Annotated in this window: 14 protein-coding genes; 8 read left to right on the plus strand and 6 right to left on the minus strand. The window is 61.0% G+C overall.

Annotated elements, in window-relative coordinates:
- Positions 1-5: 5 nt before the first annotated feature.
- Positions 6-266 (plus strand): hypothetical protein, encoded by a 261-nt coding sequence (locus SynA15127_RS04210; protein WP_186485133.1) that lies wholly within the window; start codon positions 6-8, stop codon positions 264-266.
- A 22-nt stretch (positions 267-288) separates the two neighbouring features.
- Here SynA15127_RS04210 and SynA15127_RS04215 read toward each other — a convergent pair whose 3' ends face one another.
- The 3 genes from SynA15127_RS04215 to SynA15127_RS04225 all read right to left on the minus strand — a co-directional run bounded on the left by SynA15127_RS04215 (position 289) and on the right by SynA15127_RS04225 (position 2,961).
- Entirely contained in the window at positions 289-462 is a 174-nt protein-coding gene (locus tag SynA15127_RS04215; protein ID WP_173402154.1) for a hypothetical protein, read from the minus strand.
- A 64-nt stretch (positions 463-526) separates the two neighbouring features.
- Positions 527-1,216, minus strand: coding sequence for a tRNA (guanosine(18)-2'-O)-methyltransferase TrmH (trmH, locus tag SynA15127_RS04220; RefSeq protein WP_186485134.1), 690 nt, complete (start codon positions 1,214-1,216; stop codon positions 527-529).
- A gap of 65 nt (positions 1,217-1,281) precedes the next feature.
- The gene (locus tag SynA15127_RS04225) at positions 1,282-2,961 is read right to left on the minus strand and encodes a PHB depolymerase family esterase (protein WP_186485135.1); all 1,680 of its coding nucleotides are present in this window, start codon (positions 2,959-2,961) and stop codon (positions 1,282-1,284) included.
- A gap of 221 nt (positions 2,962-3,182) precedes the next feature.
- On the opposite strand from SynA15127_RS04225, the gene SynA15127_RS04230 reads away from it, so the two are divergent.
- Both SynA15127_RS04230 and SynA15127_RS04235 read left to right on the plus strand, forming a co-directional pair.
- Positions 3,183-3,545, plus strand: a complete 363-nt coding sequence (locus SynA15127_RS04230) for an MGMT family protein (protein ID WP_186485136.1) — start codon at positions 3,183-3,185, stop codon at positions 3,543-3,545.
- Positions 3,546-3,557: 12 nt separating this feature from the next.
- Positions 3,558-4,895, plus strand: coding sequence for a 16S rRNA (cytosine(967)-C(5))-methyltransferase (locus SynA15127_RS04235; protein ID WP_186485137.1), 1,338 nt, complete (start codon positions 3,558-3,560; stop codon positions 4,893-4,895).
- A 12-nt stretch (positions 4,896-4,907) separates the two neighbouring features.
- Here the strand turns inward: SynA15127_RS04235 and SynA15127_RS04240 are convergent, their stop codons facing one another.
- The 3 genes from SynA15127_RS04240 to SynA15127_RS04250 are packed head-to-tail and all read right to left on the minus strand — an operon-like array spanning position 4,908 to position 8,151.
- Positions 4,908-6,974 (minus strand): PBP1A family penicillin-binding protein, encoded by a 2,067-nt coding sequence (locus tag SynA15127_RS04240; RefSeq protein WP_186485138.1) that lies wholly within the window; start codon positions 6,972-6,974, stop codon positions 4,908-4,910.
- Entirely contained in the window at positions 6,971-7,924 is a 954-nt protein-coding gene (gene chlG, locus SynA15127_RS04245) for a chlorophyll synthase ChlG (RefSeq protein WP_186485139.1), read from the minus strand. The genes SynA15127_RS04240 and chlG overlap by 4 nt, the downstream gene beginning before the upstream one ends.
- Before the next feature lie 11 nt (positions 7,925-7,935).
- A complete protein-coding gene (locus tag SynA15127_RS04250) occupies positions 7,936-8,151 on the minus strand; it encodes a DUF2862 domain-containing protein (protein WP_043697518.1) in 216 nt (71 codons plus the stop codon).
- Positions 8,152-8,207: 56 nt separating this feature from the next.
- On the opposite strand from SynA15127_RS04250, the gene hisF reads away from it, so the two are divergent.
- The 5 genes from hisF (at position 8,208) to SynA15127_RS04275 (ending at position 13,459) form a co-directional block, all read left to right on the plus strand.
- On the plus strand, positions 8,208-8,978 hold the full coding sequence (hisF, locus tag SynA15127_RS04255; RefSeq protein ID WP_186485140.1) for an imidazole glycerol phosphate synthase subunit HisF: 771 nt from the start codon (positions 8,208-8,210) through the stop codon (positions 8,976-8,978).
- 86 nt (positions 8,979-9,064) lie between these two features.
- A complete protein-coding gene (locus tag SynA15127_RS04260; protein ID WP_255475572.1) occupies positions 9,065-9,226 on the plus strand; it encodes a hypothetical protein in 162 nt (53 codons plus the stop codon).
- A complete protein-coding gene (gene ubiE, locus SynA15127_RS04265; protein WP_186485141.1) occupies positions 9,223-9,924 on the plus strand; it encodes a bifunctional demethylmenaquinone methyltransferase/2-methoxy-6-polyprenyl-1,4-benzoquinol methylase UbiE in 702 nt (233 codons plus the stop codon). Before SynA15127_RS04260 ends, ubiE begins: the two co-directional genes overlap by 4 nt.
- A gap of 83 nt (positions 9,925-10,007) precedes the next feature.
- The gene (locus tag SynA15127_RS04270) at positions 10,008-10,358 is read left to right on the plus strand and encodes a hypothetical protein (protein ID WP_186485142.1); all 351 of its coding nucleotides are present in this window, start codon (positions 10,008-10,010) and stop codon (positions 10,356-10,358) included.
- A 152-nt stretch (positions 10,359-10,510) separates the two neighbouring features.
- Complete coding sequence (locus SynA15127_RS04275; RefSeq protein WP_186485143.1) at positions 10,511-13,459, plus strand: Ig-like domain-containing protein; 2,949 nt, start codon at positions 10,511-10,513, stop codon at positions 13,457-13,459.
- Positions 13,460-13,465: the final 6 nt, after the last annotated feature.

The raw sequence follows: 13,465 nt of genomic DNA on the forward strand, positions 1-13,465 counted from the left end.
TGCTCGTGCCCTGGTGGACCAGCTTCAGCCTGATCGGCGTGGCCAGCCTGCTGTGGGTGTCGGGCCGCCGCAATCCCGATGACGTGATCGGCCTGCTGGAGAAGCTGCTGGCCATCGTCTTCGGGATCGTGGTGGTGCTGGTGAGCCGCAACTATCTGCTGGAGGCCATGGGATTAATCGTGGCCTTGCTGCTGGTTCCAGGCGATCGCCGGCGCAGCCTGATCTCGCCCCCCGAGGATGACCTCGGGGGGGGCGATCGGTACTGAGTGCACCCGGTTGCCGCAGCCGTCAGCGGCCGGGGCTGTTCTTCACCTCCCGGATGGAGATCCGGCAGGAGCTCGGGAAGATGGCATGGGCCGCCTCGACGGCATGGCCGAGATCGACGGACTGGAGAATCTCCTCACCCCATTCCTCGCCGCAGTGATAGGTCACCGCGTACTGGTGCAGAGTCGGGTCGTCCATGGCGTCCGCGTCGCTGACGTTGTTATGGCCCAGCGTTCGCTGGGATACAACACTTCGCCGCTGTTCAGCAGCGCAGCTTCACGTTGCGGGGCAGCTCCTCCAGCAGTTCCCCCTCCTCACTGAGGGCTGGGTAGGGGCGACCTTCCCGTTGGCACCAGTCCGCCACCTGCGGATAGGACCACTCGAACAGCAGTTGCCGGTAGTGCTCCGGCGTCAGTCCTTCTCCCTGGGTCGGCGCCAGACCGGCCGCCTGGCGCTGGCGCAGCGCCTCGAACAGCAGGGTCGCTGTGGCCACCGAGACGTTCAGGGACTGCACCATGCCTCGCATCGGAATGAACAGGGCTTCATCCATGCCGTCGCGGGCGGCATCCGTCAGTCCCCACTTCTCAGCCCCCAGCACGAAGGCGGTGGGGCCGGTGAAGTCGCAGTCGCGGTAGTCGCGGGCATCGACCCCGAGGTGGGTTCCGTACAGCCGGAACCCGCGGTCCTTCAGCTGGCGGATCGCTGTGCCGATGTCGGGGTGATCATGCAGGGCGACCCATTTCTGGCTGCCCTGAGCGGTGCTGTTGAACGTGCGGGGTCGTCCCTGCAGGCTCACCGCATGGGCCTCGAGAGCCCCCACCGCGTCGCAGCTGCGCAGGATGGCGGAGAGGTTGTGGGGTTTCTCCACATGCTCGAGCAGCACCGTCAGGTCCGCCATGCGCTGGTTCAGAACGGTTTTCAGCCGCTCGAATCGTCGCGGCAGCAGGGGCATGGGCGATCGCAACTCCTTGAAGTTGAGGGTATGGGATGCCCTGGTTCCGCCTCAGGCCTCAGGCCTCAGAACCAGCCGGCCGCGTCGATCGCGTCCTGCTGAGCCGCGCTGCTGAGGCTCACGATGCTGGAGGGCTGCGAGCGCGATTCCGCCATCCGATCACTTGGCAGGGTCTGCCCTGGGAAGGTGCCGAGGGAATCGCGCAACACGGTTTTGGCGTCCTGGATGTCGAGCATGCCGTTGCTGTTGCTGTCCAGTGCCGCGTCCCCGATCCTCTGCTTGATCTGCTCGCGAATGTCGGACGAGCGCGTGTGTCGTCCGGCGGGATTGATCACGGCATCGATCAAGCGCGGATTGAACCGTGCAGGCTTTTCGATCAGGCCGGCAGCCATCTCAACGGCCATGGACGAGGCCGCAATCAGCAGGCCATCCCGGAAGGGATGCACCCGATCATCGCCATCGAGATCGGAGGGGTCAGTTGGCCTGCTGCCGATGGGCGTGTAGAAGACTCCGAGGCCATCAAATCTCAGCGCCTCACTGCTGCCATCGCCGGCAGCATCAGCCAGTTTCTTGGTGCCGTAGAGCGGCGAGGAGCCATCAACCGAAAACGGCTGGGGGATGGTGCTCCAGTCGATGGCGAATCCGCCCATGGGAGCCATCCACGTGTCCCGGGTTACGGGATGGATGAAGGATTCCAGGGCCTGGGTGTACATCCCGTCCGGTCGACGGTTGTCGTTCATCCAGCTCGGCATGTCTTGCGGTGACGTCCAGCCAGGGGTTGAACGATGGATCAACCGTTCCCCATCGCGTGAGACGTCCGCCAGGAAAGACCAGATGAGCTGATCCAGGTTCTTTCCATCCACCGAAAGGTCAAACCAGTCGTGACCACCACCGTGGATCACATAACTCTGAACCGGTGTTTCGCCCGTTTCCAACGCATAATCTGCTCTCTCGATGGTCAGACCGGATCTCTGCTCGAGGTTCACCGTTTCAGCCAGATCAGCCTCATTCACGTCAGACCAGTAGGCCAGCATGTCGTCCACTGATGCCAGATGGCCATCGACGCCGTCCATGCTTCGCTCGGTGTCTTCCGTGCCGTTGAAATGAATCAGGGCCACGGGATGTCCGTCCGAATCTGACCGTGCCAGGTCCTCCGACATCAGGCCGGAAACCGGAGCAATGGCAGCAAATCGTTCGTCCAGGTGGTGGGCCAGGCCGTAGGCCATCCCGGCTCCATTGGAATAGCCAGTGGCGTAAACACGATCGTTGTCCACGGCATACCGCTCGGATAAGTCGTCGATCAAGCTGCTGATGAAGCCAAGGTCATCGCTGCTGCTTTTGTTGTCTGCCGATGCCGGATGAGGATTCCAATGGGGGCCGCCGCTCTCCAGCTCTGAGCCCTGCGGATAAACAACGATGACCCCGTCTTTCTCTGCGATTCGGCGCCAGTCGGAGGTCAGAAGTTGCCCCTCAGCATTGCCTCCGAAACCGTGGAAATTGAACACCAGAGGCGCTCTGGTGTCACGTTGATAACTCGTCGGTACGTAGAGCAGGTATTCACGCTCCGCTCCTGCATGGATGAGCGTTTCCCGTGTCAGTTGCTCGTCCTGCTCGACAACCTTCTGATCGGCCTTGTTGCCGTCAGCACCATCGTCTTTGTCTTTCTCGCCCCAATCACCGTCCTTGTCCCAGGCCCACCAGGCCCAGTCATCATCCTTTTCGCCCCAGTCTTTGTCGTCGGCCATCTGTACCTCTTACTCCTCAGCTGCTGCTGCGGCAAGATCCGATGTGCTTCAACGAACCTCGGCAGCGCCTCTGTCCCGTCCAAGAGGAAAGACCGCGACCGCTGGTGTGAGACGGTCGCGCTCAGGAGCCAAGATCCCTCAACCCCTGGAGGCTTTTTAACCGAATTTTTACCAGCCGTACTGTGATAACGATCACTCCTCAAGCTGTTTTCCCTGCTCCGATGTGCGCTGTCCCGGCCTCCAGGGCCCAAGCCAGAGCTGGGTTCGATCGAAGGGTGTGGGAGCAGGTCAGCCGCATTCCCTGCGGACAGCTGGCGACCTATGGCCAGATCGCTGATCTGATCGGTGCTTACGGCTGTGCCCGACAGGTGGGCTGGGCCCTGCGGCGTCTGAAGTTGCCGTCGGAGGTGCCCTGGCATCGGGTGGTGAATGCTCAGGGGCGCATCGCCATGAGCCTCAGTCGCGAGGGCAGCGACTGGATCCAGCGGGAGCTGCTGATCGCCGAGGGCATTCCTGTGGATGCGGAGGGGCGTCTGCCGCTGCGTCAGTTCCTCTGGCGACCGGGCGCTATGTCTGGTGAATGACGAGAGCGGTGTTTGAGCCAGTCCACAACCACCGGTCTTCCGTCGCGACGCCTGGCCTGGGAGGTGCTGCAGGCGGTGGCGGCGGGAGCCTATGCCGATGTCGCCCTGGAGCGGGCGCTGCGGGATCGGCCTCTTCAGGGGCCTGACCGCGGCCTGGCCACCGAGCTGGCCTATGGCGCCATCCGTCAACGGCGTCGGCTGGACGGCTGGCTCGATCGGGTCGGACGGGTGCCGGCGCAGAAGCAGCCCCCCAAGCTGCGCTGGCTGCTGCACGTGGGGCTGTATCAGCTGTTCTGGATGGAACGGGTTCCCGACTCCGCGGCCGTGAACACCTGCGTCGAGCTGGCGAAAACCCATGGGTTGGCACGGCTGGCGCCGGTGGTGAACGGAATGCTGCGGGCCGCCCTGCGGGCGCGCGATCAGGGCGAGAGCCCGTCCTGCTCCGGGGATGCGGCGGTGCAGTTGGCCTTCGAGCATTCACTCCCCGATTGGTTGGCAGAGCTCCTGCTGCAGTGGCGCGATCAGGAGGGGGCAACGGCGGTGGCCGCCGCCTGCAATCAGGTGCCGCCCCTGGATCTGCGGGTCAACCGTCTGCGGGCGACGCCGGCGGGCGTGGCGGAAGCGCTCGCGGAGGCCGGCCATGCCACGGCACCGATCCCCGGTTGTCCCGATGGACTCACCCTGCTCGGCTCCAGTGGTGATCTGCGCCGTTGGCCCGGATACGACGACGGCCATTGGTGCGTGCAGGACAGGGCGGCTCAGTGGGTGGCCCCGCTGTTAGAGGCACAACCCGGTGAGCGCATCCTCGATGCCTGTGCAGCGCCGGGCGGCAAGGCCACCCATCTGGCTGAGCTGATTGGTGACCAGGGAGAAATCTGGGCAGTGGATCGTTCGCCGGGACGCCTGAAGCGGGTGGTGGCCAATGCGGCGCGGCTGGGGGTGGGGTCTATCCACGCCCTCGCCGCGGATGCCGCAACCTTGCTGAAGGATCGTCCTCAATGGGGGGAATCATTTCAGCGGATTCTTATTGATGCTCCTTGCTCGGGATTGGGAACGTTGGCCCGTCATCCAGATGCCCGCTGGCGGGTCACGCCGGAATCAATTCGTACGCTGCTCCCCCAGCAACAAGCTCTCCTTGATGGTCTGGTGCCTCTACTTGCTCCGTCAGGCATGCTCGTGTATTCCACATGCACAATTCATCCTGATGAGAATCAGGCTCAGGCGCAGCTGTTTCTAAATCGACATACCAATCTTCACTTGATCAAGCAGAGCCAGCGTTGGCCAGATCAGGTCGGTGGGGGTGACGGATTTTATTGCGCCGTGTTTCGGCGTGGCTGTGATTCGGCTTGACGAACCAACGTTTCAATCGCGTCTCCAGCGACGTCCTTGCCGATCTAGCCCCTCTTGGTCTTGGGTGCGATCTCGCCACAAATAAGGAACTGTGCGATTCGGGCGACGAGGAGGTGCCACTGGGCTGAGGGCTGGTGCGTCCCCATCACTTAGTGCAGGAGGGGGGGCGTCGTTCTGCGGCTTGTTGTTCTTTTTTGCTGGTTGTGATTTTTTCTGAGGCGGCTTTGCGATCGTTTTGGGGTCGACAGCAAGACGCATTTTTCGATTCAGTTTTGGTTTACTTGGGAAAGCTCTTACAGGGATTTCATCTTTGATCTGAAGCATGAATTGTTTCCAAGCCCAAGCAGCTTCACCACTTGTGCTTTTGGTGGGTCGATCGTCGTCGTATCCAAACCAAACTCCAGTCGTGAGCTGTGGAATCGAGCCAATGAACCAGAGGTCTCGGGTGTTCTCTGAAGTGCCTGTTTTGCCGGCGACTTGGCGATCATCGAGCTTGGCAGCAATTCCTGTCCCGCCAGTCACGACACGTTGCAACATCCAATTCATGGTGTCTGCGACTTCGCTGTCAACGGCTCGCTGCCCACGCGCGCCATCCAGTCTTCGACTCCAGAACACCTCATTGTTTGGTCCTCTTATCTCTTCAAGCGGACTGGGTTTGAAATATGTGCCTCGATTAGCCATTCCCGCATAGGCTGCCGTCATGTCAAGAATCGTTTGTTCATAGGCGCCAATAGCCATTGGATAGTACTTGCCCAGGGGGCGATCTATTCCGATGTTGAACTTGTTGGCGGTCTCGATCACAGCATCAAAGCCAACGATGTCCTGAAGTTGAACAGCTACAGTGTTGAGGGAGTTTTTCAGTGCGTCGGCAAGGCTGATATTGCCGTAATATTTTTCGCCAAAGTTTTTGGGGCAATATCCATTCCAGCAGCGCTTTGAGTCGAATACCTTGGTTTCAGCTTTTAAGCCTCGATCAATAGCAGCTGCATAGGGAAATAGCTTGAATGTTGAGCCTGGGGATCTCAGTGCAAGAATGGTTCGATTGAATTGGCTGGTGGAGAAGTCTTTCCCTCCGACCATGACTCTCACAAGGCCATTGCCAGGATCGATCGATACCATCGCGCCTTCGGTGTCGAACGGGGCATTCGCTCGAATAACCTCTTGCCCTTTTTTCTGCCAGTCCAGATTCAAGCTGGTGCGAACCTTAATGCCACCGATTTCGATTTGATCGGCGGTTAACACCTTCGGAAGCTCCTGAGCGATCCAAGTGGTGAAGAAAGGTGCCGAGCTGTTGAAGTATTTCGGCGTTGCTGGTTTTAAGTCAAGCGGTGAGTTCCTCGCGCGCGTGGCTGATTGCTTGGTGATGAACCCCGCTTGGACCATGCGCTCGAGCACGACAGAGCGACGGCTCAGTGCCAGATCGGGATTCAAAAGGGGTGAGTAAATCGAGGGGGCTGGTGGAAGACCAGCGATCAAAGCTGCTTCCTGAAGATTGAGTTCTGCGGGCGTTTTGGAGAAATAGACCCAGGCCGCATCGGCCACTCCGTATGCACCGGAGCCCAGATAAACGTAGTTGAGATACTGCTCAAGGATGTTTTGTTTGCTGAGCTGCCTTTCAAGCTTCATTGCCAAAGCCGCTTCTTTCAGTTTCCGGGTGATCGTCTGGTCCTGGCTGAGAAACACGGTTCGTGCCAGCTGTTGCGTGATGGTGCTGGCACCTTCACGCACCGAGCCCTGTCGGACATTGGTGACCACGGCGCGGGCAATTCCCCATAGATCAACGCCGGAATGGCCGTAGAAGCGGCGGTCTTCAGCGGCGATGAAGGCTTGTTCCACGAGCTTGGGCATCTGCCCCGGTTGCAGCTTCTCTCGTGTCGCTGGCCCCAGTTTCTGGATCACCTGACCGTTGCTGGCCAGCAGTGTGATCGTGCCGGGACGGTTGAAGTTGGCGATGCCTCGGGCGTCGGGCAGGGTGGCGTCCGCCAGATTGGTCAGGACGCGCGTGAACACTGCCGCGCCTGCGCCGATCGCTGCTGCAGTGGCGCCGATCAGGACCCAACGCAGATGGGAACGATTCACATCACCTGGGTGAGGGGACTGTGGCCGATGGCCAGAGCGGTCACCAACATGCCGAGCACGAGAAAGGGTTGCGCGCTGGCCTGGTACTTCACATCGAACGCCACGGGATCGCGCAGCAGCCAGATGTCCTGGAAGGTGATCTGGGGCACGATCAGCAGCACGAGAAGAACGGCAGCGAAATGCTGGCCGATGGCGATCAGCACGGCAACCATCGCCAACTGAAACAAGTCGATCATGCCGGCGCTGATCCAGCTCGCTCGCTCGATCCCGAACACCACGGGGAGTGATTGAAGCCCCAGTTCACGGTCGCCTTCCACGCTTTTGAAGTCGTTCACCACAGCGATGCCGAGTCCGGCGAGGCTGTAGGCCAGGGTCAGCAGCGCTGTGCTCCAGGTGAGGGTCCCGAACAGGGCCTGCCCTGCCCACCAGGGCAGGGCGATGTAGCTGGCACCAAGTGCGTAGTTCCCCAGCCAGCCATTCTGTTTGAGCTTCAGCGGCGGTGCTGAGTAGATGAAGCTCACCAGAGAACCGCCGAGGGCGAGCAGCAGCAGCACCGGGGTGGTGTGACCGGCCCAAAGATCGAGACCCCACGACACAGCCAGACCGGCGAGCAGCAGCACCCAGATCTGCACCTTCACCTGTCCGAGGGAGATGGCGCCGGACGGGATCGGTCGATAGGGCTCGTTGATCGCGTCGATCTCGCGGTCGTAATAGTCGTTGATCGTTTGTGTGTAACCCGCCAACAGCGGACCACTCATCAACATGCAGGCGAAGGATGCCAATACATGATCGGGTTTCCATTGGAAGTTGCCGCTGGCCGCGGCACCGCAAACGACTCCCCAGATCAGTGGAATCCAGGTGACCGGTTTCATGAGCTGCAGGCGCAGCTTCCAGATATTGCTGGTGCCGGAGGCACCTTTCATTCCGAGCAGCTGGCGGGCGTCGCTCACGGGGCGTGGCCTCAGGCGGGGGCGATTTCGTCTTCGAAGAACCAGCAGGTGGTGCCGTCGCTCAGCTCAACCACCACGCCGATGCCCTTTCCATCCACGGTGCGGAAGTCCTTCACGGTGCCGCTGGGGTTGGTCTTGAGCAGAGTCACCAGGGACTGAGGGATGCGATCGCGCACGCGGGTGACACGAATGTTCGATCCGATGGTGATCGCAGCAGCCTGGGACATGGCCTGCAAGGCTATGGAAGTGGCGCAACACTAACAGTCGCTTTTGCGCCGGATCGATGGTCGCTCTGCGTCTGATTCCCTGTCTGGATGTCGCCCGCGGTCGTGTGGTGAAAGGGGTGAATTTCGTCGGCCTGAGGGACGCCGGAGATCCTGTGGAGCTCGCCTGCCGCTACAGCGGTGCCGGGGCTGATGAACTGGTGTTTCTCGACATCGCCGCCAGCCATGAAGGTCGCGCCACGCTGGTGGATCTGGTGCGCCGCACGGCTGAAGCCGTGACGATTCCGTTCACGGTGGGCGGCGGTATCTCCACGGTGGAGGGCATCACCGAGCTGCTGCGGGCCGGGGCAGACAAGGTGAGCCTCAACTCCTCGGCCGTTCGCCGCCCGGAGCTGGTGCGTGAGGGTGCGGAGCGCTTCGGCTGTCAATGCATCGTGGTGGCCATCGATGCCCGGCGACGGGACGCGGGTGGCTGGGACGTCTATGTGAAGGGCGGCCGTGAAAACACGGGCCTGGATGCGGTGGCGTGGGCTCAGCGGGTGGCTGAGCTCGGTGCGGGCGAGATCCTGCTCACCTCAATGGATGGGGATGGCACCCAGGCGGGCTATGACCTGCCACTGACCCGTGCCGTGGCCCAGGCCGTGCCGGTGCCGGTGATCGCCTCAGGAGGAGCCGGCTGCATCGATCACATCGCCCAGGCCCTCGATCACGGGCCTTCCGGCGGCCAGGCTTCTGCAGCCTTGCTGGCCTCGCTGCTGCATGACGGAGTCCTGACCGTGGAGCAGATCAAACGGGATCTGTTGGCCCGAGGACTGGGGATCAGGCCCTAGCTTTCAGGTGTCATCTCGCTTCGGTGATGCCCGTAGCGCACCCACTGCTGAACTCCACCTGGTCAGGACCTGTCGGTGTTCTGACGGTGAGCGTGATCATCGCTCTGGTGACCTGGGCGTTGAAACTGATGCAGTCGGCTGCGGATCAGCAGGAGTTCTCCCTGATGCTGGCTGGCTGCATGGTGTGTTCAGCGGCTGTGGGTCTCGCCACGGTTCTGGTGATGACTCTCACAGGCATGCCGCTTTGAAACCGGGGGATCCCGCTGCGGTGGAGCAGCTCTTCGATGAGGTGGCGCCGCGTTACGACCAGCTCAATGACCTGCTGAGCTTCGGGCTTCATCGCCTCTGGAAACGTCAGTTGCTGCACTGGCTTCGGCCTGCTTCCGGTGAGATCTGGCTCGATCTGTGCAGCGGAACAGGCGATCTGGCTCTGGAACTGGCCCGTTGTGTCCGGCCGGGTGGTCGGGTGACCGCTCTAGATGCTTCAGCAGCGCCGCTGGCGCTGGCGGCTGGCCGTGCCCGCCGTCAGCCCTGGTTGAGCCTGGACCTGCTGCAGGGGGATGCTCTGGATACCGGGCTCCCCGAGGCGTCGTTTGATGGAGTTGTGATGGCCTACGGCTTGCGCAATCTCGCTGATCCGGCTCGCGGGCTGGTGGAGATCCGACGGCTGCTGAAGCCTGGGGGCCGCGCCGGGATTCTCGATTTCAATCGCGTGGATTCCACGGGAGTGGCCGGGCGGTTTCAGCGCTTCTACCTGCGTCGTCTGGTGGTCCCGGCAGCGGCAGCGGTCGGCCTGGAACAGCATTACTCCTATCTGGAGGCCAGTCTGAAGACCTTCCCGGATGGACCGTCCCAGGAGACCCTCGCCATGGAGGCCGGCTTTCAGGAGGCGGTTCATCGCCCCCTGGTGGCCCAGCAGATGGGAGCACTGCTGCTGAAGGCCTGAGGGTGTGAACGTTTGGGTGTGTCGCTTGCGACGGAATGGCCTCGCGTCGTAGAAAGTGAAGAGAAGATTAAGGATTGGGCCCCTTGGCGTTTCCTCTCCCCACCCTGCTTCCCACGATTGAGGAGCTGCTCCAGGAGGTGCAGTGGCTGGATGGCTTGATTCTGATCACCGATTCACAGCGGGCCACCTTCGTGTCGTTTTCGCAGGTGGATCCCCTGTTGCGTCGGCTGCGTCAGCGCCCCAAGGGACCGGAAGTGGCTGAGAAGCTCTGCATGTCGCTGCTCGAATCCCACGGAAAGGGGGCGGCGAAGCCTGTGCTGGTGTTCCAGGGGGATGGCAGCTTCTGGCTGGGGGTGATGGGGCCTGCCGGCGCCAATCCCCATCGGCATCACGCCATTGCCCACCTGCATCGCTGCTTGGCGTTGAAGGACTGAGCCGGAAGGGTTGAACAGGCGATCGAGCCGACGCAGTGATGGCCGTCTCCCCACGCATTCGTCTTGAAATCGCTATAAGTTACCTTTCTTAATATTTCTCCATGACTGCCTTGGTCGATGAGACCCGGGGTGCCGATCTTGATCGGTCGAGCTTGACATCCGCCACCTCGGATGATCTTTCTGGTCGTGCGTATTACTACTACTCATCTCGCCCTTACGGTTCGAGTCAGACCTCGGATTCCGAATCGGAAACAACTGCATCGGAGGACGCTGAGTCGTCTGACGAGGCTGATGACGACACCATCAAGATCTACGTCAACTCAGGATCATTCCGGGCTCCATACTTCTCCTTCTTCACCGATTCAAGTCGATCGGTTTCGTTCGGAACGAACGAGCTCGATGTCAGTAAAACCTACGAGTTCATCGGGGCTAATTCCACCCACCCCTTCTACATCGGTGATAGCGGCTACCGGCAGGGGAGTTCGACAGCGCTGGTTCTGGATGGGGATGGATCAGCCTCCGATGGAATCGGTCGTGACCAGTCGTTCACGCTCAGTTTCGCCGCTGATATTGATCTGTCGTTGATCGACAACATCGATTATTTCTGTACGGCTCATTCCTCGATGATCGGATCCTTCCAGTTGGTGGGAGAGCCTCTGGGTCGTCAGGATGCCAATGACGAAGAGGCCGAGATCGTTGTCCCAACGATCTCGATTTCAACCGATGACACCAGTCTGACGTCGGGCGAGACAGCCCGGATCACGTTCATTCTCTCGGAAGGCTCAACGGATTTCACTGCTGATGACCTGACCGTTTCCGGGGGTGTTGTTTCGGATCTCGAGGCCATCAGTGCCACTGAGTACACGGCTGTGTTCACCCCGGAGGTGGAGAGCACCGACAACGGCACGGTGACTGTTGCTGCAGGCAGTTTCTCCAATTCCGCTGGCACGACGAACAACAGCAGTGCATCCCTCTCCATGCGTGTGGATACACGGGATCAGGTCTCCCCTGCCCTCGAGATCAGCGCGGACGATGAGGAGCTGACGGTGGGCGAAACGGCGACGATCCGGTTCACGTTGTCGGAGGCATCGAGCGATTTCACGGCGGAGGATGTGGAGGTGAGCGGCGGCGAGCTGAGCGGTTTCAGCGGCAGCGGAACGGACTACAGCGCCAGCTTCACGCCGGCGGAGAACAGCACGGATGAGGGTGTGATCACGGTGGTGCGCGGCGCTTTCCGTGATGCGGCCGGGAACATCAATGGGGAGCGGACGTCGATCAGCCTGGAGGTGAACACGGTGCCTCCGGACACCACAGCGCCTGCCCTTGAGATCAGCGCGGACGATGAGGAGCTGACGGTGGGCGAAACGGCGACGATCCGGTTCACGTTGTCGGAGGCATCGAGCGATTTCACGGCGGAGGACGTGGAGGTGAGCGGCGGCGAGCTGAGCGGTTTCAGCGGCAGCGGAACGGACTACAGCGCCAGCTTCACGCCGGCGGAGAACAGCACGGATGAGGGTGTGATCACGGTGTTGCGCGGCGCTTTCCGTGATGCGGCCGGGAACATCAATGCGGAGCGGACGTCGATCAGCCTGGAGGTGAACACGGTGCCTCCGGACACCACAGCCCCTGTCCTCGAGATCATCGCGGACGATGAGGAGCTGACGGTGGGCGAAACGGCGACGATCCGGTTCACGTTGTCGGAGGCATCGAGCGATTTCACGGCGGAGGACGTGGAGGTGAGCGGCGGCGAACTGAGCGGTTTCAGCGGCAGCGGAGCGGACTACAGCGCCAGCTTCACGCCGGCGGAGAACAGCATGGATGAGGGTGTGATCACGGTGTTGCGCGGCGCCTTTCGTGATGCGGCCGGGAACATCAATGCGGAGCGGACGTCGATCAGCCTGAAGGTGAACACGGTGCCTCCGGACACCACAGCGCCTGCCCTCGAGATCAGCGCGGACGATGAGGAGCTGACGGTGGGCGAAACGGCGACGATCCGGTTCACATTGTCGGAGGCATCGAGCGATTTCACGGCGGAGGACGTGGAGGTGAGCGGCGGCGAGCTGAGCGGTTTCAGCGGCAGCGGAACGGACTACAGCGCCAGCTTCACGCCGGCGGAGAACAGCACGGATGAGGGTGTGATCACGGTGGTGCGCGGCGCTTTCCGTGATGCGGCCGGGAACATCAATGGGGAGCGGACGTCGATCAGCCTGGAGGTGAACACGGTGCCGCCGGTTTCTGTGTCAACGCCACAAAGTGAACTGCCTGTCGAGCTGTTCGTCAGTGCCGGATCATTTGCTGAGCCGTATTACACCTTCTACACCGATGCCGAGGGCAACGAACCTCTGGTGGATTCTGCATTGGATGTTGATTCAACGTATCTGTTCAGACGTCTGGACGATGTGTCGTCTCATCCCTTCTATGTCAGTAATCAGGGTCACAATCAAACCAGTTCTTCGGCACTGATTCTTCAAGGTGATGGCAGCGCCGAACGCGGTATCAAGGGAACAGACTCTTTTCAGATCAGTTTTTCGGAAGACATCGATCTCGATGTTGTTGGGACCGTTGACTATTACTGCTCGAGTCATCCTTCGATGATCAGCAGCTTCCGCTTGTTTCGGGGCTCCGATGAGAACCTGGAGTCAGCATCAGATGCCGAAACTGACGACGCTGACGCACCTCTGGGGTTCGCCTTCGCCAGTCAGGATGTGTCGGCCTCCAGCGAGGCAGAGGCCGACAGTGAATCAACGGCTGATGTTGCCCTCACAACAGTTGATGTGCTGACAGGCGATGTCAACAACAACGGCAGTCATGATGTCAGCGATGCGATCTCAGTCTTGAGGAACATCGTTGGTCTGGAGACTGATCTCTCCGAATTCCCGGGGGTTGATCCCGTGACGTTGATGGATATCGATGGCAGTGGTTCCGTTGATGTCGGTGATGCGGTGGGCATCCTTCGAGCCATTGTCGGCCTCGAGTCGTTGACCTCGCTCGTGCAGGTCTCACTTCAGGCGTCAGCTGATTTGAGCAACGCCTTGCTGCTGGACCCGCAAGGGTTGCAGGGAGACCCGCTCGCACCCGATCCCTTGGCTCTGCTGCTCTGAATCCGG

This window comes from Synechococcus sp. A15-127 (assembly GCF_014280215.1).
In the GTDB taxonomy this organism is placed as follows: Bacteria; Cyanobacteriota; Cyanobacteriia; order PCC-6307; family Cyanobiaceae; genus Parasynechococcus.